24 protein-coding genes and 1 tRNA gene are annotated in these 20,490 nt (G+C 72.4%); 8 read left to right on the top strand and 17 right to left on the bottom strand.

Annotation, left to right across the window (positions count from 1 at the left end; translation table 11 throughout):
- Positions 1 to 51: 51 nt before the first annotated feature.
- The 9 genes from recO to G407_RS0102800 form a co-directional block, all read right to left on the bottom strand.
- Complete coding sequence (gene recO, locus G407_RS0102760) at positions 52 to 810, bottom strand: DNA repair protein RecO (RefSeq protein WP_029029576.1); 759 nt, start codon at positions 808 to 810, stop codon at positions 52 to 54.
- Between the two features lie 13 nt (positions 811 to 823).
- Positions 824 to 1,798, bottom strand: a complete 975-nt coding sequence (era, locus tag G407_RS0102765) for a GTPase Era (RefSeq protein ID WP_029029577.1) — start codon at positions 1,796 to 1,798, stop codon at positions 824 to 826.
- Positions 1,785 to 2,504 (bottom strand): ribonuclease III, encoded by a 720-nt coding sequence (gene rnc, locus G407_RS0102770; RefSeq protein WP_029029578.1) that lies wholly within the window; start codon positions 2,502 to 2,504, stop codon positions 1,785 to 1,787. The genes era and rnc overlap by 14 nt, the downstream gene beginning before the upstream one ends.
- Before the next feature lie 8 nt (positions 2,505 to 2,512).
- Complete coding sequence (lepB, locus tag G407_RS0102775; protein WP_043538783.1) at positions 2,513 to 3,262, bottom strand: signal peptidase I; 750 nt, start codon at positions 3,260 to 3,262, stop codon at positions 2,513 to 2,515.
- Between the two features lie 199 nt (positions 3,263 to 3,461).
- The gene (gene acpS, locus G407_RS0102780; protein ID WP_029029580.1) at positions 3,462 to 3,869 is read right to left on the bottom strand and encodes a holo-ACP synthase; all 408 of its coding nucleotides are present in this window, start codon (positions 3,867 to 3,869) and stop codon (positions 3,462 to 3,464) included.
- Positions 3,866 to 5,965, bottom strand: coding sequence for a S9 family peptidase (locus tag G407_RS0102785; RefSeq protein WP_156917451.1), 2,100 nt, complete (start codon positions 5,963 to 5,965; stop codon positions 3,866 to 3,868). The genes acpS and G407_RS0102785 overlap by 4 nt, the downstream gene beginning before the upstream one ends.
- A 136-nt stretch (positions 5,966 to 6,101) precedes the next feature.
- Positions 6,102 to 6,959 carry a hypothetical protein gene (locus tag G407_RS25370; RefSeq protein WP_052340880.1) on the bottom strand — a complete coding sequence of 286 codons (858 nt, stop codon included), beginning with the start codon at positions 6,957 to 6,959 and terminating at the stop codon, positions 6,102 to 6,104.
- 161 nt (positions 6,960 to 7,120) lie between these two features.
- Complete coding sequence (locus G407_RS0102795) at positions 7,121 to 7,678, bottom strand: hypothetical protein (protein WP_029029582.1); 558 nt, start codon at positions 7,676 to 7,678, stop codon at positions 7,121 to 7,123.
- 531 nt (positions 7,679 to 8,209) lie between these two features.
- Positions 8,210 to 8,295 (bottom strand) — tRNA-Leu (locus G407_RS0102800).
- Between the two features lie 170 nt (positions 8,296 to 8,465).
- Between G407_RS0102800 and G407_RS0102805 the strand changes: the two genes are divergently transcribed.
- Both G407_RS0102805 and G407_RS0102810 read left to right on the top strand, forming a co-directional pair.
- Positions 8,466 to 9,455 carry a L,D-transpeptidase family protein gene (locus tag G407_RS0102805; protein ID WP_029029583.1) on the top strand — a complete coding sequence of 330 codons (990 nt, stop codon included), beginning with the start codon at positions 8,466 to 8,468 and terminating at the stop codon, positions 9,453 to 9,455.
- A complete protein-coding gene (locus tag G407_RS0102810; RefSeq protein WP_084327233.1) occupies positions 9,452 to 10,453 on the top strand; it encodes an extensin family protein in 1,002 nt (333 codons plus the stop codon). The genes G407_RS0102805 and G407_RS0102810 overlap by 4 nt, the downstream gene beginning before the upstream one ends.
- Positions 10,454 to 10,469: 16 nt before the next feature.
- On the opposite strand, the gene G407_RS0102815 is transcribed toward G407_RS0102810, so the two are convergent.
- From G407_RS0102815 to nth, 6 genes are all read right to left on the bottom strand, one after another.
- Complete coding sequence (locus G407_RS0102815) at positions 10,470 to 10,955, bottom strand: MgtC/SapB family protein (RefSeq protein ID WP_245259010.1); 486 nt, start codon at positions 10,953 to 10,955, stop codon at positions 10,470 to 10,472.
- 93 nt (positions 10,956 to 11,048) lie between these two features.
- Complete coding sequence (locus G407_RS0102820) at positions 11,049 to 11,579, bottom strand: GNAT family N-acetyltransferase (protein WP_084327235.1); 531 nt, start codon at positions 11,577 to 11,579, stop codon at positions 11,049 to 11,051.
- Positions 11,569 to 11,880, bottom strand: a complete 312-nt coding sequence (locus G407_RS0102825) for a DUF1330 domain-containing protein (protein WP_029029587.1) — start codon at positions 11,878 to 11,880, stop codon at positions 11,569 to 11,571. The genes G407_RS0102820 and G407_RS0102825 overlap by 11 nt, the downstream gene beginning before the upstream one ends.
- Positions 11,880 to 12,170 (bottom strand): DUF1330 domain-containing protein, encoded by a 291-nt coding sequence (locus tag G407_RS0102830; RefSeq protein WP_029029588.1) that lies wholly within the window; start codon positions 12,168 to 12,170, stop codon positions 11,880 to 11,882. The genes G407_RS0102825 and G407_RS0102830 overlap by 1 nt, the downstream gene beginning before the upstream one ends.
- Positions 12,171 to 12,265: 95 nt before the next feature.
- Positions 12,266 to 12,973 carry an orotidine-5'-phosphate decarboxylase gene (gene pyrF, locus G407_RS0102835; RefSeq protein WP_029029589.1) on the bottom strand — a complete coding sequence of 236 codons (708 nt, stop codon included), beginning with the start codon at positions 12,971 to 12,973 and terminating at the stop codon, positions 12,266 to 12,268.
- Positions 12,970 to 13,866: an endonuclease III gene (gene nth, locus G407_RS25375; RefSeq protein WP_084327237.1), complete on the bottom strand. Its 897-nt coding sequence runs from the start codon at positions 13,864 to 13,866 to the stop codon at positions 12,970 to 12,972. Before nth ends, pyrF begins: the two co-directional genes overlap by 4 nt.
- A gap of 67 nt (positions 13,867 to 13,933) precedes the next feature.
- Here nth and G407_RS0102845 point away from each other — a divergent pair, with 67 nt between their 5' ends.
- Entirely contained in the window at positions 13,934 to 14,440 is a 507-nt protein-coding gene (locus tag G407_RS0102845; RefSeq protein ID WP_029029590.1) for a DUF2244 domain-containing protein, read from the top strand.
- A gap of 16 nt (positions 14,441 to 14,456) precedes the next feature.
- Here the strand turns inward: G407_RS0102845 and G407_RS25380 are convergent, their stop codons facing one another.
- Positions 14,457 to 15,362 carry a 1-acyl-sn-glycerol-3-phosphate acyltransferase gene (locus G407_RS25380; protein ID WP_156917453.1) on the bottom strand — a complete coding sequence of 302 codons (906 nt, stop codon included), beginning with the start codon at positions 15,360 to 15,362 and terminating at the stop codon, positions 14,457 to 14,459.
- 357 nt (positions 15,363 to 15,719) lie between these two features.
- Between G407_RS25380 and G407_RS0102855 the strand changes: the two genes are divergently transcribed.
- The 5 genes from G407_RS0102855 to dprA are packed head-to-tail and all read left to right on the top strand — an operon-like array spanning position 15,720 to position 20,165.
- Complete coding sequence (locus tag G407_RS0102855) at positions 15,720 to 16,664, top strand: aspartate carbamoyltransferase catalytic subunit (protein ID WP_029029591.1); 945 nt, start codon at positions 15,720 to 15,722, stop codon at positions 16,662 to 16,664.
- 13 nt (positions 16,665 to 16,677) lie between these two features.
- Positions 16,678 to 17,034, top strand: a complete 357-nt coding sequence (locus G407_RS0102860) for a DUF4406 domain-containing protein (protein WP_210163066.1) — start codon at positions 16,678 to 16,680, stop codon at positions 17,032 to 17,034.
- Positions 17,031 to 18,314, top strand: coding sequence for a dihydroorotase (locus tag G407_RS0102865; protein WP_029029593.1), 1,284 nt, complete (start codon positions 17,031 to 17,033; stop codon positions 18,312 to 18,314). Before G407_RS0102860 ends, G407_RS0102865 begins: the two co-directional genes overlap by 4 nt.
- A 16-nt stretch (positions 18,315 to 18,330) precedes the next feature.
- Entirely contained in the window at positions 18,331 to 18,945 is a 615-nt protein-coding gene (gene plsY, locus G407_RS0102870) for a glycerol-3-phosphate 1-O-acyltransferase PlsY (RefSeq protein ID WP_210163065.1), read from the top strand.
- Positions 18,942 to 20,165 carry a DNA-processing protein DprA gene (gene dprA, locus G407_RS0102875; protein ID WP_029029595.1) on the top strand — a complete coding sequence of 408 codons (1,224 nt, stop codon included), beginning with the start codon at positions 18,942 to 18,944 and terminating at the stop codon, positions 20,163 to 20,165. Before plsY ends, dprA begins: the two co-directional genes overlap by 4 nt.
- Before the next feature lie 61 nt (positions 20,166 to 20,226).
- Here the strand turns inward: dprA and G407_RS25385 are convergent, their stop codons facing one another.
- Entirely contained in the window at positions 20,227 to 20,469 is a 243-nt protein-coding gene (locus G407_RS25385) for a hypothetical protein (RefSeq protein WP_043538785.1), read from the bottom strand.
- Between the last annotated feature and the right edge of the window lie 21 nt (positions 20,470 to 20,490).

Genomic DNA, 20,490 nt, shown 5'->3' on the forward strand with positions numbered 1-20,490 from the left:
GGTACGTGGGCAAGAGGGCGCAACGGGCCCGACGCGAGTTGTCCACGCTCGTCACGCCTCGGACCGGGACGCCGCGGTCGCCACCGCCAGGCCGACCAGCCGCAGGCGCTCCGGCGGCGCCTGCGCGCCGCTCGGCGCGAACACGGCGCGCTCGAGAAAGTGGCTCGTGAGCGCGATCCCGAGTGCGATCTCCTCCGGTGTCGGGTCCTGCGCGCCCTCGCCGGTCCTGCCCCGAGCCGTCAGGAAGGGCGGCAGCGGCAGCAGCTTGTCGGCCCAGGGCGCGCCGGCGTCGCGCGAGACCGCCCGCCCCGATCTCGGCGAGACCCACGCGAGGTCGTCCTCTGCGCCCGTCAGCGCGCAGCGCCCGAGATCCAGCCCGAAGCCGAGCTCGGCGAGGAGCGCCAGCTCGAAGGCGACGAACAGGCGCGGGGCGAGGTCGGGGTCGTCGAGGTGGGAGACGAGCGCCTCGGCCGCGACGTAGAGGGCGGGATGGGGGTCGCGCTCGGGCAGGTGGCGCAGGTGCGCGCTCATCGTGGCGAGCCCGTAGAGCGCGAGGCGCGAGGCCATCAGCGCGCCCGAGCGCAGCGCGACGCCCTCGAGCCCGAAGGTCCCCATCTGCTCGTCGGTGCGCGCCCGCCATGTCGCCGCCACCGTGTTGCCGGGCTGGACGACGGCGGCGAGCCGCTTGCCGCGCGCGCCGTTGACGTAGCCGAGATGCCGGCCGTGCTCGCGCGTCAGCAGCTCGACGATGGCTGCGCTCTCGCCGTGGGAGCGGGCGCCGAGCACGATGCCCTGGTCGGTCCACTCCACGGCGGGCCCTCCCTCACCCGCGCGGGAACTCGAGCCCCATCGCCCGGTAGCGCTCGGGATCGTCGATCCAGCGCTCGCGCACCTTCACGAACAGGAACAGGTGGACCGGGTGCTCGGCCGCCTCGGCGATGTCCTTGCGGGCCGCCTGGCCGATCGAGCGGATGGTGCGCCCGCCCTCGCCCAGCACGATCTTGCGCTGGCTCTCGCGGGCCACGTAGATCGTCTGCTCGACGCGCGCGGAGCCGTCCTTGCGCATCTCCCAGCTCTCGGTCTCGACGTGGCTCTCGTAGGGCAGCTCCTCGTGGAGGCGCTCGTAGATCTTCTCGCGGGTGATCTCGGCGGCGAGCATGCGCAGCGGCGCGTCGGAGATCTGGTCCTCCGGGTAGAGCCAGGGTCCCTCCGGCATCATGCCGGCCAGCGTCTCCATGAGCCGGTCGACGCCGTCGCCCTTCAGCGCCGAGATCATGAACGTGTGGTCGAAGGAGCCCTTCTCGTTCAGCGCGGCGGCCAGCGCGAGGAGCTTCGAGCGCTCGATCAGATCGATCTTGTTGAGGACGAGGATCTTCGGGCGCCGCACGTCGGCGAGCTTCTCGACGATGGCCTCGACCTCCTCGTCGCTTCCCTTGCGGGCATCGACGAGCAGGCACACGGCGTCGGCGTCCGCCGCGCCGCCCCAGGCCGAGGTCACCATCGCCCGGTCGAGCCGGCGCTTGGGCTTGAAGATGCCGGGCGTGTCGACGAAGACGATCTGCGCGCGACCGTGAATGGCGATGCCGCGCACGAGCGCGCGCGTCGTCTGCACCTTGCGCGAGACGATCGAGATCTTGGTGCCGACGAGCTGGTTGAGCAGCGTCGACTTGCCGGCGTTGGGCGCCCCGATCAGCGCGACGAAGCCCGCCGCGGTCGGACCCGCGGCCGTGCCCGTCTCCGCGTCCTGCGCGTCCTCGCCCCGCCCGTCGTCGGGCCTGTCGTCGTCAGCGTCCGCCATCGGCGTCCTTCCACAATCCCAGCTCGACGAGAACCGCCCGGGCGCCGTCCTGCTCGGCGGCGCGCTTGCTCGGGCCCTCGCCCGTGATCGTCTCCATGCCCGCGATCACCACGCCCACCCGGAAGGACGGCGCGTGCTCCGGCCCGGAGCGATCGACGAGCGCGTAGCGCGGCGGCTGCTCGCCGCGGCCCTGCAGGTACTCCTGGAGCACCGTCTTCGGGTCGCGCGGCACGGGCCGCGTCGCGCGGATCATATCCCCGAAACCCGCCTCCACCACCCGGCGCGCCGCCTCGTGACCGCCGTCGACGTAGACCGCGCCGATGATCGCCTCGCAGACGTCGCCGAGGATCGACTTGTTGGCGCGCGCCGCCGTGCGGCCGATGCCGTGGCCGAAGACGATGTGGGGCGCCACGTCCCAGCCGAGCGCCACCTCCGCGCAGGTCTCCTTGCGTACGATCTCGGAGAAGCGCTTGGAGAGCTCGCCCTCGTTGGCGTCCGGGAAGGTCTCGAACAGGAGCGCGGCGACCACGATGCCGAGCGCCCGGTCGCCGAGGAACTCGAGCCGCTGGTAATGCGCGCCCTTGCCCTCCTTGCTGGCGCTCATGTGCGTGAGCGCCTCCTCGAGCAGGCCGCGGTTGGCGAAGACGTGGCCGACGCGCGCCTCGAGCGGGCCGAGCGGGTCCTTGCTCGTGCGGGCGGCCGCCATCGGAGCGGTCAGCGGATCTGGTCGAGGAGGCGCTCCCAGCGCACCGTCCACGGCCATTCCCAGACGCGCCAGGCGGAGGCGTCCTCGTCGATCGAGAAGAAGATGATCTCCGCGCGGCCGACGAAGTTCTCGTAGGGAACGAAGCCCACCGACGAGAGGTCGCGCGAATCCGTCGAGTTGTCGCGGTTGTCGCCCATCATGAAGTAGTGGCCCTCGGGCACCGTGTAGACCTCGGTGTTGTCCCAGAAGCCGCGATCGCCGTCGCGCTCGATGATGAAGTGCTCGGTGCCGTCCGGCAGCGTCTCGCGATAGCGCGGCACGGAGACGGTGCGGCCGAACGGGTCCGTCGTGACGTAGGGCTCGACCTCCTCGCGCTCGACGAGCTCGCCGTCGATGTAGAGCCGGCCGTCGATCATCTGCACGCGGTCGCCGGGCAGGCCGACGACACGCTTGATGTAGTCGGTCGCGTTGTCGGCCGGCAGCTTGAACACGGCGATGTCGCCGCGCTCGGGCTCCGAGCCCCAGATTCGCCCGTCGAAGACCGGCGGGCCGTAGGGGATCGAGTAGCGGGAGTAGCCGTAGGAATACTTCGAGACGAACAGGTAGTCGCCGACGAGCAGCGTCGGCACGAGCGAGCCCGAGGGAATGTTGAAGGGCTGGAACAGGAGCGTGCGCACCACGAGCGCGATCAGCAGCGCCTGGACGATGACCTTGACGGTTTCCAGGATGCCGCCGTCGCTCTTCTGCTTCGCTGTCACCGGGCGCCCTTTCGTCCCTGGGGCCTGCGCGTCGTCCTTCACGTCGTTCGTCAAGTCGCTCGTCCTCGAGGAGCCCCGCGGTGCGGGCGCGCGGGATGCCAGTCCCCTCGCGCGGGTCTATCCGAAAGGCGCACGGGCCGCAATCGCGGCGCGCCCCGGGAAAAGATCGTCGTCGCCGCAGGGTGCGCCGAGGGCCGGCTCAGCCGGGCGGGGCCGGAAGCGCCTCGATGACGACGAAGGCCTGGGCGAGCGGCGGGTCGTCGGTGAGGCTGACGTGGATCACCGCACGGTGTCCCGCCGGCGTGATCGCGGCGAGGCGCGACGCTGCGCCGTTCGCGAGCGCCATCGTCGGCGCGCCGGAGGGCAGGTTCACCACCTCCATGTCGCGCCAGAAGACCCCCTCGGAGAGCCCCGTGCCGAGCGCCTTGGCGCAGGCCTCCTTCGCCGCGAAGCGCCGCGCGTAGGACGGCGCGCGCGCCGCGCGGCGGTCGCTCCGGCGCCGCTCGCCCTCGGTGAAGACGCGCCGGGTGAACCGCTCGCCGAAGCGCGCGAGGCTCTTCTCGATGCGGCGGATGTCGCACAGGTCCGAGCCGATGCCGATGATCACGCCCGCCCCTCCACGCTCGCGAGCGCGAAGGCGTAGGCGAGCGCGACCTCCTCGAGGTGCTTGAACCGCCCCGACGCGCCGCCGTGGCCCGCGCCCATGTTCATGTGCAGCACGACCGGCCCGCCGCCGGTCGTCGTGGCGCGCAGCCGCGCGACCCACTTCGTCGGCTCCCAGTAGGTCACCCGCGGATCGGTGAGCCCGCCCATGGCGAGGATCGCCGGGTAGGCCCGGGGGCGCACGTTGTCGTAGGGCGAGTAGGCGAGGATCTGGTCGAACGCCTCCGCGCTCTCGATCGGGTTGCCCCATTCGGGCCATTCCGGCGGGGTGAGCGGAAGCTCGGCGTCGAGCATCGTGTTGAGAACGTCGACGAAGGGCACCTCCGCGACGATGCCGGCGAAGAGCTCCGGCGCCATGTTGGCGACCGCCCCCATCAGCATGCCGCCGGCGCTGCCGCCCTGCGCCACGACGCGTCCGCGCGCGGTGTAGCCCGCTTCGCACAGCGCCTCTGCGCAGGCGACGAAGTCGGCGAACGTGTTGGTCTTCTTCTCGCGCTTGCCGTCCGTGTACCAGCGCCAGCCCTTCTCCGTGCCGCCGCGCACGTGGGCGATGGCGAAGACGAAGCCGCGGTCGACGAGCGAGAGGATGTTGGTGCGGAACGACGCCGGCATGGCGATGCCGTAGGACCCGTAGCCGTAGAGCAGGGCCGGCGCGCTCCCGTCGAGCGGGGTGACCGCCCGGTGGAGCAGCGAGATCGGCACGCGCGCGCCGTCGGCGGCGGTGGCGAACAGGCGCCTCGTCACGTAGGCCGCCGGGTCGTGACCGCTCGGCACCTCCTGGCGCTTGCGCAGGATTCGCTCGCGGCTGGCCATGTCGTAGTCGTAGGTCTCGCCGGGTGTCGTCAGCGAGGAATAGACGAAGCGAAGCCGCGTCGAGTCGTATTCCTCGCCGGCGCGCATGCCGAGAGAATACGTCTCCTCCTCGAAGCGGATCGCGTGCTCCTCCCCCGTCGCGAGCGCGAGGATCACGATGCGCGGGCGCGCGTCCTCGCGCTCGAGCCGCACCACGTGGGCCGAGAAGGCGGCGTGGTCGAGGATCATCGTGCCCGGCCGATGCGGGACGAGGTCCCGCCAGTTGGCGCGGGACGGGTTGGACAGGGGCGCGGTGACGAGCTTGAAGTCCTCCGCGCCGTCCGCGTTGGTGAGGATCACGAGCGCGTCCCCGCGCTGCTCGATGTCGTAGCGGACCTCGCGCTCGCGCTTGGCCACGAGGCGCGGCGTCGCCTCGGGGTCGGCGAGATCGAGGAGCCAGGCCTCGGAGGTCTCGTGGTCACCGAGCGAGATCACGGCGAAGTCGCGCGAGCGGGTCTCGCCGAGGTTGACGAACCAGCCGGGGTCGCCCTCGGCGTAGACGAGGACGTCGTCCGCCTGGGGCGTGCCGAGAAGGTGCCGGCGCACGCGGGCCGGCCGGTGGTTCTCGTCGCGCTCGACGTAGTAGAGCGCGCGCCCGTCGGCGCTCCAGGCGAGGCCGCCGGCGACGCGCTCGAGGCGGTCGGGAAGGTCGCCGCCCGTGGCGAGCTCGCGCACGCGCACGACGTAGCTTTCGGACCCCTCCGTGTCGCTCGCCCAGGCGAGGCGGGCGTGGTCGCGGGTGTGCGCGATGCTGCCGAAGGCGAAGTAGCCGTGGTCCTGCGCCAGCGCGTCGCCGTCGAGCAGGATCGTGCCCTCCCCGCCGTCCCGCGGCTGCCGGCACACGAGCGGATGCTCGCCGCCCTGGCGGAAGCGCGTGTAGTAGGCGAAGGGCCCGTCGGGCTCGGGCACGGAGGAATCGTCCTCCTTGATACGCCCGCGCATCTCCTCGACGAGCGTCGCGCGCAGCCCCGCGGTGCCGGAGAGGACCTCCTCGCCCCAGGCGTTCTCGGCCTCGAGATAGGCGCGGATCTCGTCCGGGAGCGCCTTCGGGTCGTCGAGGACCGCACGCCAGTTCTCCGCCTTGATCCAGGCATAGGGGTCGCGCACCTCCCGGCCGTGGAGGCAGACGACGTGCTCGCGCACGGGCGCGACCGGAGCCGGGCGCGCGGGCGTCTGGAAGCGGATCATGCGGGGCCTCTCGCAGATGTGTGGCGCGCGGGAGCGCGCACGCGGCGCGCGGGTCAGACATGACCCGCTCGGGCGCGCGAGGCAAGGGTATGGCGCGTCGTGAGGTACACCTATGCCGCGTCGCGCGGCGCGCCGATCAGGACGGCCGCTCGGCCGCGCCGTTCGGCGGCTTGGCCGGCCGCGCCGGCTCGACGGGCTCGAACAAGGCGTCCTCGGCGGCGCCGTCGCCGGAGTCCGAGGCGGGCGGCGGAGCGGCCGGCGCCGGGCGCGGGGCGGCGGCCTTGGCGCCGTTCCCGGCCGGTGCCGGTGCCGCAGCCGCGGGCTGGGCCGGCGGCGCCTTCGGCGCCGGATGCGCGGCCGCGGGGGCCGGCGCGGAGGCGGCTTGCCCCGCCGGCGAATCGGTGCGGGCGAGGCGCTTGAGGGCGCTCAGCACCGCGTCGTCGCGCCCGCGGCCGGCGAATCGCGGGGCGCGCGTGTCGAGGTGGTCGAGCAGCGAATCGAGCGCCGCATCCGCGATCGGCCCCTCCCAGAGCGGCGGGCGGGCGCCGAGCGCCAGCGCGCGCGGCTCGACCGCCTCCTCGCCGACGAGCTCGGGACCGAACCAGGGGGGCGCCCCGAACGCCCTCGCCTCCCCCTCGCCGTCGAAGGCGACGCGCACGACGGCGGCCGTCGAGGGCGCGAGATAGCGGTCGACCACGACGATCGGCCCCTCGCCCGAATCCATCCGGATGCGCTCGTAGCTCACCTTGCCGGCGCAGACGTCGAGCAGGATCTCGCCCTGCGCGCGCGAGACCTCGGTGCGCTCCTCGCCCGACACGGCGCCGTCCTGGAGCGTCTCCAGGACGAGCTCGCAGCGATCGCCCTCGAGGCGCACGTGCGAGCGGCGATCCGGCTGGTCGGGGAAGTGGCCCTCCAGCACCCGCACGCCCGGCCGCTCGCGGCGGATCAGGCGCACCAGGGACGGCGCGATGGCGTAGCGGCGTTGCTGCTTCATTCCGGTGTCTCGACGCTGTGGGGGCGGGGCGTGTCGCTTCGGCAGCCGGCGGGCGTGTCCCGCAAGATCCGTCGCCACGCTCTCGTTGTCTCCGCTCGGACCGTCCGGCACGAGCGGGCCGGACGGTCGGGGCAGAATGCGTCGGATTTGCGCCCGGGTCGTTAAAGTCGGTTAGGCTCGTCGCCGTTTTCGACGCAAACGTCGCCGGCCTCCTCGTCGTCGCCCTCGAGCCCGTCCCCGTCGCTCGGGTCGCCGTCATCGCCATCGCTGTCCTCGCCCTTGAGCAGGCGCAGGACCTCGAGCGCGACGGGCCAGGGCGCCGCCATGGCGATCTTGAGCCTGGCGCGCCCGTCGCCGAGATCCTCGACGTGCACGCCCGAGACGGTCGCCTCCTCGGCGGCGGAGGCTGCGGGGCCCTGCAGGTCGACGGAGCCGAGCAGGTCCTGCGTCTCGACGCCGAGCACGCGCCCGAGGGCCTCCACGTGAGTCATCCGCCGCGGCAGGCTGCGTCCCTTGGCGTAGGACCAGACGCTGACGTCGGAGATGCGCATGCCCGGCGGCAGGTGCTCCTGGGCCCGGCGGGCGGTTTCCTTGTAGGTGAGGCCGCTGCGCTTGATCGCCTGCCAGAGGCGCTGCGAGAAGGCGTCCTTGTCTATTGGGAGCGTCCGCTCCTTCGCCGGCTTGGCCGACGTTCCGGGGGCGTTCGAGCGTCCCTGCATTACGCGGATCCTCGCGAGGTCGGGAGGGTGACCGCGGCCGGCGCGCCGCGGGGCGGGACGTTCGGGCGGTCCGTGCCGGCTCCGGCCGACCGCGCGCACGCCGCCGTTCCCGAACCGTGGCCTTCGAGAAAGAGCTGAACAATGGTCTGATTATGGCGCACGCCTGCCGATCTCCTCGCGAGAATACGCCGCGCCCGATTGCGCGCGACCGATGCGCCCCCGGTGCATTCGCCTCGATATGACACTCTGGCGGAGAATGGTTCTCCCGGTGTTAAACGCTCGAATTCGAAGCTCGCCATATCGAAACGCCTCCTCGTCAACTCGTGTCAATGTCCCTTGCTCGCTGTTCCTGAACGGAACCGAACAAGACGCTGGCCAGAGACTGTGCGAGGATCGTACCGGGCAATTTTACGGTATGAAGAGCGGCGCATTTTAGGAAAGTTCTATTTCTATTCGATCTCGGTCATCGAGCCGCACCGCGCACGATGCGAGACACGCGCCTGTATTGCAGGTATACGCGCGGCGGCGCGATGGTGGCCCCGGCCGGGCTCGAACCGGCACGCCACGAGGGCTCCGAATTTTAAGTTCGGTGCGTCTACCAGTTTCGCCACGGGGCCGCGTGGGCGGTGCGAGGCGCATCTATCACACGTCGCGCCCGGTGCGAAGCTCGGCGATTCGTCCCGCCTCGGAGGGCCGCATGCGGGCTGCCCCGCCCCGAGGGAGCTTACCGGGCGCCCGCGCGTTGCTCTCGCCGACACGATCGACACGATCGACGGGAGCGTCTTCCATGCGCCGCCTCAGCTTCGCCGCCGCCCTGGGCATCGGGCTCGCCACCGCCGCGGTCTCGCCCGCCGCCGCCCAGCCGGCTCTCGACCCGATCGCCGTCGAGACCGCGCGTCTCGACGGCCACGAGCCGGTGGAGGGCGAGCGCAGCCCGCTGATCCTGCGCCTCCAGGTCCTGCTCGATCGCGCGGACGTCTCCCCGGGGGTCATCGACGGCTATCTCGGCGAGAACGTGAGCAAGGCGCTCGAGGCCTACGCGCGCCGTGAAGGGCTCGCCGCGGACGCGCCGCTCGCCCCCCGGGTCGTCGAGGCGCTGATCGCCGGCGACGGGGAGCCCGTCCTGTCGACCTACGCGATCACCGAGGAGGACGTCGCAGGCCCCTTCGTCGACGAGATCCCCGACGACTACGCGGAGCTCGCCGAGATGGAGCACCTTGCCTATCGCGGCCCGCAGGAGATGCTCGCCGAGCGATTCCACATGGACCAGGACCTCCTCGCCGCGATGAACCCCGACGCCGACTTCTCGCGGGCGGGGACCGAGATCCTCGTCGCGCAGCCGGGCGCGCCCATGCAGGAGGCGTCGATCGCGCGCATCGAGGTATCCCGCTCCGACGGCGCACTGCGGGCGCTCGATTCGGACGGCAACCTCGTCCTGTTCCATCCCGCGACGGTCGGGAGTGCGCAGACGCCCTCCCCCTCCGGCACGCACGAGGTCACGGCTGTGGCGACGGATCCGGTCTACTACTACCGGCCCGACGTCAACTTCCAGCAGGGCGATCACGACGAGCCCCTCGAGATCCCGCCCGGGCCCAACAACCCCGTCGGGTCCGTGTGGATCGACCTGAGCGAGCCGACCTACGGCATCCACGGGACGCCGACGCCGGCGGAGATCGACAAGGTGTACAGCCACGGCTGCGTGCGGCTCACCAACTGGGACGCCGAGGAGCTGGCCGACCTCGTCGAGACCGGCACGACGGTGGCGTTCGTCGAATGAGCCGCGTCGTTCGTCTCGCGAGCAGCCCCCTCGCAGGCCGCTTGCGCCGAGCCGTGCTGGCGACGGCGCTCTCGACCACCATCGCCGCCGTGCCCGTCGCCGCGCAGGAGGCGCCCCCGCGCCCGCCCGAGCGCCCGCCGAACCTGGGACGGCTCGACTTGGACCCGCCGCTTCCCATCGCGCGTCCCGCCGTCGAGGACGACGCGCCGGGGGACGAGGCGCAGGACGGTGAGACGCGCGACGGTGAGGCGCCGGAGGGTGAGGCGGATGCGCCCGAGCCCGGTGCGGTCGCCGAGGACGACGAGGCCGAAAGCCCCGCCCTCGATGCGCGCACCGACGATTCGCCGCTCCCGCCGCGCCGCCCGCCGATGGAGGAGCCCGAGGCTGTGCTGCCCGACGCGCCGCGCGCGCCGCTCGATACCGACCCGGCCGAGCGGGCCGACTACGAGGCCTGCCTCGCCGAGCTCGACGATCTCGGCGTCGTCTACGAGGAGGTGCCGGCGATCGACGGCGAGGGGCGCTGCGGCGCGGCCTACCCGCTGCTGGTGGAGGCCGTGGGCGCCGTCGCGCTCTCGCCCGCCGTGACGGTCCAGTGCCCCGTCGCCCGCGCGCTCGCCGGGTGGAGCGAGGAGGCGCTGGTGCCGGCCGCGCGCGAGCATCTCGGGACGCGGCCGACGACGCTGTTCACGTCGGGCTCCTACGCCTGCCGCGGGCGAAACCGCGCGGAGAATGCGCGGCTCTCCGAGCACGCCTTCGCCAACGCGCTCGACCTCACCGGCATCGGCTTCGAGACACGCACCGCCGTTCCCGTGGAGCCGCGCGGCGCCGAGGAGGACCCTGCCGAGGAGGACCCGGAGGCCGCCTTCCAGCGCGAGATCCGCCGGGCCGCGTGCGCGCATTTCCGAACGGTGCTCGGGCCCGGCGCGGACGCCTACCACGACGACCACCTGCACTTCGACCAGCGCGAGCGGAAGAACGATTACCGCCTCTGCGAATGATCCGCGGGGCGGCGCCTCAGTCGGCGTCGCGCTCCCGCTTGAGGTGGAGCTTCAGCTCGATCATCCGCACGAGCGACATCATGATCATGCCGAACACGACCGCGACCGCCGCGAGCGTGTACTGCCCCGAGCCGAGCGCGATGCCGAAGGCGGCCGCGAGCCAGAGGTTCGCCGCCGAGGTGAGGTTGCGCACGTCGCCCTTCGAGACGAAGATCGCGCCCGCCGCGATGAATCCGATCGCCTGGGCGAGGCCCTGGATCGCACGCAACGGGTCGACCGTCACCTGGTCCCCCGTCGCGAGCGCCTGCTCGTAGACGAGGAAGGCCGAGATCGTGATGACGCAGGAGGAAAGGCTGACCATGCCGTGCGTGCGCAGCCCCGTCGCGCGCCCACGAAGCTCCCGGTCGAGCCCGAGCAGCATGCCCCCGACGGCCGCCGCCAGAAGCCGGACCGTCACGTCCCAGAGCGGAATCTCGCCCGAATAGAGGATCTCGTCGACCACCTGCGCTCCACCTCGTCCGGTACGCCCCCGCGAGAGGAACGCACGAGGCCGGCGGATCGCTCCGCGCGATGCGCAGGGCGGAGCCGGCGCGCGTCAGAGGACCTTCGCCATGACGCAGCGCCGCGCCGGATCGAGCCCCGCGGCGATCTCGTTCGCATGCCTGGCGGCGTGGCCCGGCGGCAGGCCGGCGATCGTCAGCTCGACAAAGCCGAGCTTGGCGTAGAACGGCTTGTTCCACGCCAGGACGCGATCCGTGGTGAGCGTCATCGCCGGGACGAAGGCCCAGCGCCCGAAATCGATCGCCGCCGCCATCAACGCCGTGCCGAGCCGGCGGCGCTGGTGCGCGCGGGCGACCGAGAGCTCGTGCACGTGCAGGAAGCCGTCGAGCTCGCCGGCGGCGAGGAAGCCGACGGGCGTGTCCGCCGCATCCGCCGCGATCCAGAGCGTGCCGGACGCCCGGCACAGGTCGAGCGCCTCCGGCGGCATCGTCGCCGTCGGCTCCGGCAGGGGCGCGCCGGCCTCCGCGAACAGCGTGGCGGCTGAGGCCTCGATGGCCGGCAGGAGCGGCACGTCGGGCTCCGCCGCCGGGCGGATGCGGTAGCCGGGCGCGGGGTCAGCCCTCACCGGGCTGCGGCCCGTCGTAGCCCTCGATCACGATGAGATCGACGTCCGCGCCGCCCTTCTGCGCGGCCAGCGCCTCCTGGTACGCGGGCGAGTTCCAGCAGTCGAGGGCCGCCTGGTAGCTCGGGAACTCGATGACGACGTTGCGCGCCCGCGCCGCGCCCTTCACGGCCTCGAAGGCGCCGCCGCGCACGAGGAATCGCCCGCCGTACTCGGCGAAGGCGATGCCGTTCTTGGCGACGTAGTTCTTGTAGGCGTCGGCGTCACGCACGTCGACGCGCCCGATCCAGTAGCCCTTGGGCATTACTCCGCTCCCTCGACGATCACCATGTCGGCGATGCCGGCGCCCTCGCGCTTGGCCTTGGCCGCCTGGTATTCCGGCGAGTGATAGTAGCGCTCGGCCTGCTCCATCGATTCGAACTCGATGACGACGTTGCGCGGGCGGCCCTCGCCCTCCATCACCTTCATCGCGCCCCCGCGCACGATCGGCCGCCCGCCATACTTGCGGATCGCCTCGGTGGCGCCCTTCGCGTACTCGGCGTAACGCTCCGGGTCGGTGACGGTGACGCGGGCGATGAAATAGGCCTTGGGCATGATGTCTCCCCTGGTTTCGGGCTAGGATGCCGGCGCGATGCGCGATACGGCATCCTAGCCGATGACCGGCGCGCGAAGGCAAGCCGCGGCGACGCTCACACCGCCTGCGCCATCTCCGCCAGCACGGCTTCCGCGGCGGCACGCGGGTCCTCCGCGCGGATGATCGGGCGGGCGACGACGAGGTGGTCCGCCCCCGCGGCGAGCGCGGCCGCCGGGGTCACGACGCGCTTCTGGTCGCCCGCCTCCGCGCCCGCGGGGCGGATGCCCGGCGTGACGATCGCGATCTCCGCGCCGACGACGCCGCGCAGGCGCGCCGCCTCCGCCGCCGAGGCGACGATGCCGTCGATGCCGATGTCCCGGGCCTGCGCGGCGCGGCGCGAAACGAGGCTCGCGACATCGCCGGAGAACCCCGCCTCGGCGAGGTCGGCGTCGTCCCAGGAGGTCAGCACGGTGACGGCGAGGATCCGCAGGCCGCCGTCCCCGCGCCCGGCGACCGCCGCGCGCATGGTCTGCGGGTAGGCGTGCACCGTGAGGAAGTCGACTCCCATCGCCGCCACGGCGGCGACGCCCTCCTCGACCGTATTGGCGATGTCGTGGAGCTTGAAGTCGAGGAACACCTTCTTGCCCGCGTCGACCAGCTCGCGTGCGAAGCCGAGCCCGCCCGAGAAGCCGAGACGATAGCCGATCTTGTAGAACCGCCCCGCCTCGCCGATGCGGGCCACGAGGGCGCGGGCCTCCTCGACGGAGGGGACGTCGAGGCCGATGATCAGGCGCTCCTCGAGCGGGATCGTGGGACGGGTCACGGGATCGGGTCCTCCTCGGGCTCGATGGTCGGCGTGGCGCCGGGCTTGCTCTTGCCGGGCTTCGGCGCGGGCGTCTTGTCCGGGAAGCGGCAGAGATCGGCGACGACGCAGCGCCAGCACTCGGGCTTCCTGGCCTTGCAGACGTAGCGGCCGTGCAGGATCAGCCAGTGATGCGCGTTGCGCCGGTAGGGTTCCGGCACGAGCGGGGTCAGCGCGGCCTCGATCGCGTCCGTGTCGCGCCCGTAGGCGAGCGGGATGCGGTGGGAGACGCGGAAGATGTGCGTGTCGACGGCGAGCGTCGGCTCGCCGAAGGCCACGTTCACGACGACGGCCGCCGTCTTGCGCCCGACACCGGGCAGCGTCTCGAGCACCGACCGGTCGGCCGGCACGGCGCCGCCGTGCTCCTCGACGAGGATGCGCGAGAGCGCGATCACGTTCTTCGCCTTGGCGTTGAACAGCCCGATCGTCTTGATGCGCTCGCGCACGCCCTCCTCGCCGAGCGCCAGCATCGCGGCCGGGGTGTCCGCCACCGGGAAGAGGACGCGCGTCGCCTTGTTGACGCCCGCGTCCGTCGCCTGGGCCGAGAGCACGACGGCGACGAGGAGCGTGAAGGGGTTGGTGTACTCGAGGTCCGAGCGCGGGTCGGGATCGGCGGCGGCGAGGCGGCGGAAGATCTCGCGGCGCGTCTCCGCGTCGACGGGCCTGGGCGGCTTGCGGCCGATGGCGCCCGCGAACTTGGCCGCGGGCTTGCTCGTCCTCGGCTTCGGCTTCGGCTTAGAGGCCTTCTTCGCCGTCGCCGTCGTCGCGCTCCGTCCGCGAACGGGCCGCCCCTCCCCGCTCCCGTCGGCGGGTGCGGCGTCGGCGACCGTCTCCTCCGGCGATTTCGGGCGCACGGCACACTCCCAAGCGGCGACCCGCGCGTTATACTCTCCCCCGCGACGACGGCAAGGCGTTCCCCCGATGGCCGACACCGAGACCCGACGAGACCCTGCAGACGATCCCGCGCCGCTGTTCGCGGCGCGGATCACTCCGCACCGCTCGCTCGCGCCTTCGGGCGCGCGGCTGGTGCTCGTGCTGTGCTGCCTCGCGGCGGTGGGATCGAGCATCCCCTTCATCGTCCTCGGCGCCTGGCCCGTCGCCGGCTTCCTCGGCCTCGACCTCGTCGCGCTGGCCATCGCCTTCAAGGCGAGCTTCCGCTCGGCCAAGGGCTTCGAGGAGGTGGTTCTCACGCCGCTCGAGCTTCTCTTCCGCAAGGTGACGCATCGCGGGGAGCATTCCGAGCGGCGCTTCAACCCGCTCTGGACGCGGCTCGACCGGGAGCACGACGAGGACTACGGCCTGATGGCGCTCGCTCTCGTCTCCCGCGGCGAGCGCGTCGTCATCGCCCGCGAGCTCTCGCCGCCCGAGCGCGCGGACTTCGCCGACGCGTTCGGGGACGCGCTGGCGCGGGCGAAGCGGGGGCTCTGACGCCCACGCACCCGGATCAGGGCGCGAAGTCCGCGTCCGGGTCGCGCGCCAGCGTCTCGAAGCAATGCGCGCGCATCCGCTCGGTGAGCACCTGGACGTCGCGACCCTCGAGCGTCTCGGGCGCGATCGGCTTGCCGAAATGGATGTCGAAGCGCCGCCCGGTCTTGTTGAGCAGCTCGTAGAACACGGTCATGTCGCGCAGCTCGGTGGAGACGCGCGCGAGGAAGTGGAACAGGCCGGAATTGCGCGCCCCCATGTGGATCGGCACGATCGGCGCGTCGTAGCGGCGCGCCAGCGCCAGCGCCGAGGACATCCAGGGGCGCTCGCACAGCCGCTTCTCGTCGTCGTTCCAGTAGGCGAGCCGTCCGGACGGGAACAGCACCACGGCGCGCTCGTCGTCGAAGGCGCGGGTGGAGAGGCGGATCGTCTCGCGGGTCTTCTCCCGCGTCTTGAAGGCGGAGCGCCACTCGACCGGCACGATGATGTCGGCGAGCCGCGGGTTGAGGCGGATCGCGTCGCGGTTGGCGAAGATCGACAGGTCCCGCCGGCGGCTCTTCACCGCGTCCCAGAGCGCGACGCCGTCGGCGATGCCGGTGGGGTGATTCGAGACGATGACGACCTTGCCCGTGGCAGGCAGCCGGTCGGCATTCGCCGTGCGCACGTCGAGCTTCAGGCGCTGGGAGAGATGCTCGAACACGGCGTCGGCCTGCAACGGCGCGATCGTCTCGGCCATGCGCACCGCCTCGGGGTAGCGCAGCACGCCCTCGACGAGCGGCTTCGCCGCCGGCCACCACCACGCCTCCATGATCTTCTGGCCGCGCTCGGCGATGAGCGCGTCGACGATCTTCTGCGCGTCCGAGCGCGTGTCGACGCGGCCCACGAGAGCCTGGAGGCGCGCCTGCGTGCGGGACATGAGCTTCATCGTCGGATCGCCCCCCTCGCGCTCGGCACCGGGCTCGCCCGGCCATCCTGATCGTGACTCCTGCCCGTCATGTTTGACAAGTGGATGACGCCGCGCAGCGCTGGCGTGCATGTCGCACGTGCGCGCAGGGCATGGCCGGATCCGATTCGCGCCCGCTCGAAGCGCGCGAGCGAGGCGTCTGGCGATACGCGCGAAGGCGGCTTCTCGTTCCTCCGGCGGCCCGCAGCACAGGAGGCCGGCCTTCCGGCGCGCCGCGGCTCGGCGACGTCTCGGCTCGCGATCCCGGTGCTCTTCTCCAAGGGCACCGCCCCACACGACCGCTTGCCCCCGCCTCCGGAGCGTCTATACCGTCCTCTCATGCCCGACGCCCGCCCCCGCTATCCGCACCGCCATCTCCTCGGCATCGAGGGCCTCTCGCCTCTCGACATCGAGGCGTTGCTGGACGCGGCGGAGGAGGCCGTGGAGGTCTCGCGGCGGGTGGAGAAGAAGAAGTCCACGCTGCGGGGGCGCACGCAGATCAACCTGTTCTTCGAGCCCTCGACGCGCACCCAGGCCTCCTTCGAGCTCGCCGGCAAACGGCTGGGCGCCGACGTCATGAACATGGCGGTGGCCTCCTCCTCGGTGAAGAAGGGCGAGACGCTCGTCGACACCGCGGCGACGCTCAACGCGATGCACCCCGACATCATCGTCGTGCGCCATCATTCCGCCGGCGCGGTGCATCTCCTCGCCCGCAAGGTCGACTGCGCGGTCGTCAACGCCGGCGACGGCGCGCACGAGCACCCGACGCAGGCGCTGCTCGACGCGCTGACGATCCGTTGCAACAAGGGGCGCATCCAGGGGCTCACCGTGGCGATCTGCGGGGACATCCTGCATTCGCGGGTCGCGCGCTCGAACATGATCCTGCTCGCGGCGCTCGGCGCCAAGGTGCGCCTCGTCGCGCCCTCGACGCTGCTCCCCGTCGGCATCGAGGCGCTGGGCTTCCCGTGCTTCTCGGACCTGCGCCGGGGCATCGCGGGCGCCGACATCGTCATGATGCTGCGGCTCCAGCGCGAGCGCATGCACGGCTCCTTCGTGCCCTCGGTGAAGGAGTATTTCCGCTACCACGGCCTCGACGCCGAGAAGCTCTCCCACGCCGCCCCCGACGCGCTCGTGATGCATCCCGGCCCGATGAACCGGGGCGTCGAGATCGCCTCGGATGTGGCCGACGGCGCGCAGTCGCTCATCCGCGAGCAGGTGGAGATGGGCGTCGCGGTCCGCATGGCCGTCCTCGAGGCGCTGGCCTCGCATCTGCCGAACGGGTGAGACCATGGCTGCACTGATGATCCTCGTCGCCGGCCCCTACCGATCCGGCACGGGCGACGACCCGGCGAGGATCCAGGCGAACGTCGACGCCATGACCGACACGGCGCTGGCGCTGTTCCGCGCCGGCCACCTGCCGGTGCTCGGAGAGTGGTACGCGCTCCCGCTCGTCGAGCGGGCGGGCTCGACCGGCATCGGGGACGCGGTCTTCGACGAGATCTTCCATCCGATCGCGCGCCGCCTCGTCGCCAAGTGCGACGGCGTGCTGCGGATCGGCGGGCGGTCGGCGGGAGCCGACGACATGGTCGCGACCGCGCGGGCGCACGGCAAGCGGGTCTTCCACGCCCTCGACGAGATCCCGAGCGCCGCATGACGAGCCTCGTCCTCCAAGACGCCCACCTCGTCGATCCCGAGCGCCTGCGGGAGGGTCGCGGCTCCGTCCTCGTCGAGAACGGCGTCATCGCCGATGTCGCCTGGGGCGCCGCGCCGCCGGCGCCGGAGGGCGCGCGGGTGATCGCCTGCGAGGGGCGCGTGCTGGCGCCCGGCCTCATCGACATGCGCGCCTTCGTCGGCGAGCCGGGCGCCGAGCATCGCGAGACGCTGGCCACGGCGAGCGAGGCCGCGGCCGCGGGTGGCGTGACCACCGTCGTGACGATGCCCGACACCGACCCCGCCGTCGACGAGCCGGCGATCGTCGACTACATGCTGCGCCGCGCCCGCGACACGGCCGTGGTGCGCGTCCTCCCCGCCGCCGCGCTGACCAAGGGCCGCGAGGGCAAGGAGATGACCGAGTTCGGCCTCCTCGGCGAGGCCGGCGCCGTCGCCTTCACCGACGGGGCGCGCTGCGTGACCAACGCGCGCGTGATGCGCCGCGCCCTGCTCTACGCCCGCGACGTCGGCGCACTCGTCATGAACCATTGCGAGGACCCCGATCTCGTCGGCGACGGGGTGATGAACGAGGGCGAGCTGTCCGCGCGTCTCGGGCTGCTCGGCATCCCCAAGGAGGCCGAGACGATCGTGCTCGAGCGCGACGTGCGCCTCGCCCGGCTCGCGGGCTCGCGCCTGCACGCGCCGATGCTCTCGTGCCCCGATTCGCTCGAGATCGCGCGCCGCGCGAAGGACGCGGGCATCGGCCTCAGCTGCGGCGTCTCGATCAACTCGCTGACGTTCAACGAGAACGACATCGGCGGCTACCGCACCTTCTTCAAGCTCTCCCCACCCTTGCGTGGCGAGGACGATCGCCAGGCGCTGATCGAGGCGCTGGTCGAGGGCACGATCGACGTGATCGTCTCCGACCACGACCCGCAGGACGTCGAGACCAAGCGCCTGCCCTTCGCGGAGGCCGCGAACGGCGCGCTCGGGCTCGAGACCCTGCTCGCCGCGGGCCTGCGCCTCGTCCATGCCGACCGCATCTCCCTTCCGGCGCTCGTCGCCGCGATGACGTCGCGTCCCGCCGAGATCCTCGGCCTCGAGCAGGGCCGCCTCTCCCGCGGCGCGCCGGCCGACCTCATCCTGTTCGATCCCGACGAGCCCTGGGTGCTCGACAAGGCCGAGCTCCGGTCCCGCTCGAAGAACTCGCCCTTCGACGAGGCCCGCATGGAAGGACGCGTGCACCTGACGCTCGTCGCGGGGCGCGTGGCGTATTCGGCTTGACGGAGAGCGATCGCCCATGATCGTCGATTCGATGAACTGGGGCCTCGCCTGGCCCTACTATCTCGGCGCCCTCGTGCTGGGCTACCTCGCCGGCTCGATCCCCTTCGGGCTCCTGCTCACCAAGGCCGCGGGCCTCGGCGACGTGCGCAACATCGGCTCGGGCAACATCGGCACGACGAACGTGCTGCGCACGGGCCGCAAGGACCTCGCCGCGGCGACGCTCGTCGGCGATGCGCTCAAGGGCACGGTGGCCGTGCTGATCGCGTGGCAATGGGGGCCCAACACCGCCGTGATCGCGGCCTTCGCCGCCTTTCTCGGCCATTGCTACCCGGTCTGGCTCGGGTTCAAGGGCGGCAAGGGGGTCGCGACCTACATCGGCGTGTTGTTCGGGCTCGACTGGCGGGTGGGGCTCCTGTTCTGCGCAGCCTGGCTTCTCGTCGCCTTCACCACCCGGTACTCGTCGCTCTCCGCCTTGGTCGGCAGCCTGACGGCACCACTCGCGCTGTGGTACGTCGGCGAGGGACAGATGGCGCAGCTTGCAATCCTGCTCACAATCCTGCTCTGGTGGAAGCATCGCGAGAACCTGAGACGGTTGCTCGCCGGCTCCGAGAGCAGGATCGGGGGGAAATGACGCCACCTTTCAGCGACGACCAGCTGTTCGACTGGCTGCGCCTGATCCGCAGCGAGAACGTCGGCCCGCGCACCTTCCGCGCGCTCGTCAACCAGTTCGGCGGCGCACGGGCGGCGCTCGAGGCGCTGCCCGACCTCGCCCGCAAGTCCGGCCGCGCGCGCCTGCGGATCGCCGGCACCGCCGAGGTCGAGCGGGAGATGCAGGCGGCCCGCGCGGTGGGCGCGCGCTTCCTCGCCTCCGCCGCGCCGAGCTACCCGAAGGCGCTCCGCGCGATCGACACCGCCCCGCCGGTGATCTGCGTGCGCGGGGACGTCGAGGCGCTCGCCGCGCCCTGCGTCGCGATCGTCGGGTCGCGCAACGCGTCCGCGGCGGGCCGCACCTTCGCGGGACGCCTCGCCCGCGAGCTGGCCGACGCCGGTTTCGGCATCGTCTCGGGGCTCGCCCGCGGCATCGACACCGCCGCCCATGGCGCGGCGCCGGCAGCGACGGTCGCTGTCCTCGCCGGCGGGCTCGGCCGCGTCTACCCGGCCGAGAACGAGCCGCTGCTGGCGCGGATCCTCGACGAGGGCGGCGCGGTCCTCTCCGAGATGCCGTTCGCCTGGGAGCCGAAGGCACGCGACTTCCCGCGCCGCAACCGCATCGTGTCGGGCCTGTCGCTCGGGACCGTCGTCGTGGAGGCGGCGCGCCGGTCGGGATCGCTGATCACGGCGCGTTTCGCCAACGAGCAAGGCCGCCTCGTCTTCGCCGTCCCCGGCTCGCCGCTCGATCCGCGGGCGGAGGGCGCCAACGAGCTGATCCGCGAGGGCGCGACCCTGTGCGCCGCCGCCGACCACGTCGTCTCGGCGCTGATGCCGCTGATCGACGCGAGCTGGATCGAGAGCCTGGAGGCGCAGGAGGTCTCCGGGGCGATCGCCGCGGAGGCGCTGTGGGACGAGCTCGACTGGCTCGATTTCGGCGTTCCGCTGCCCCCTCCCCCGAGCGCGCCCCTCGTCGGAAGCGATCTCGAGGAGCCGCCGCCGGAGGGGCCGACCGCCGGCGGGGGTGCAGCCGACCCCGAGACCCGGCTCCTCGCGCTCCTGGGGCCCGCACCCGTCGGCATCGACGACCTCGCCCGGCAGTCCGGCCTGCCGATCGGGGCGGTGAACCGGGTGCTGACCGAGCTCGAGCTGTCCGGGCGGCTCGAGCGCCACGGCGGCAACGGCGTCTCGCTCGCACCGTGAGCCGCCGCTGCGGCGGGAGCCCTGGCGGGGATCCTGGCAGGAGTGCCGGCAGGAGTGCCGGTCAGAGGCGCCTGCGCGCCTCGGCCTCGGCTGCACGCTCCGCCTTCACGAGCTCCTGCGCCTCCATCCGCGCCATCTCGAGGAAGTAGGCCAGGAGATCGAGGTCGGAGCGGCGCGCGATCTCGCCCAGCTCGGCGGTGATCGCGCCGATGTAGCGCGCGGCTTCGTCGCGCGAGAGCGGCGACGCGCCTCGGCTGCCTCGGCCCGTCCCGGATGTGTGGTCGTGGTGATCGGCCGAGCTCATTCCCAATCCCGGGCTGACGGA

The organism is Salinarimonas rosea DSM 21201 (assembly GCF_000429045.1).
GTDB lineage: Bacteria > Pseudomonadota > Alphaproteobacteria > Rhizobiales > Beijerinckiaceae > Salinarimonas > Salinarimonas rosea.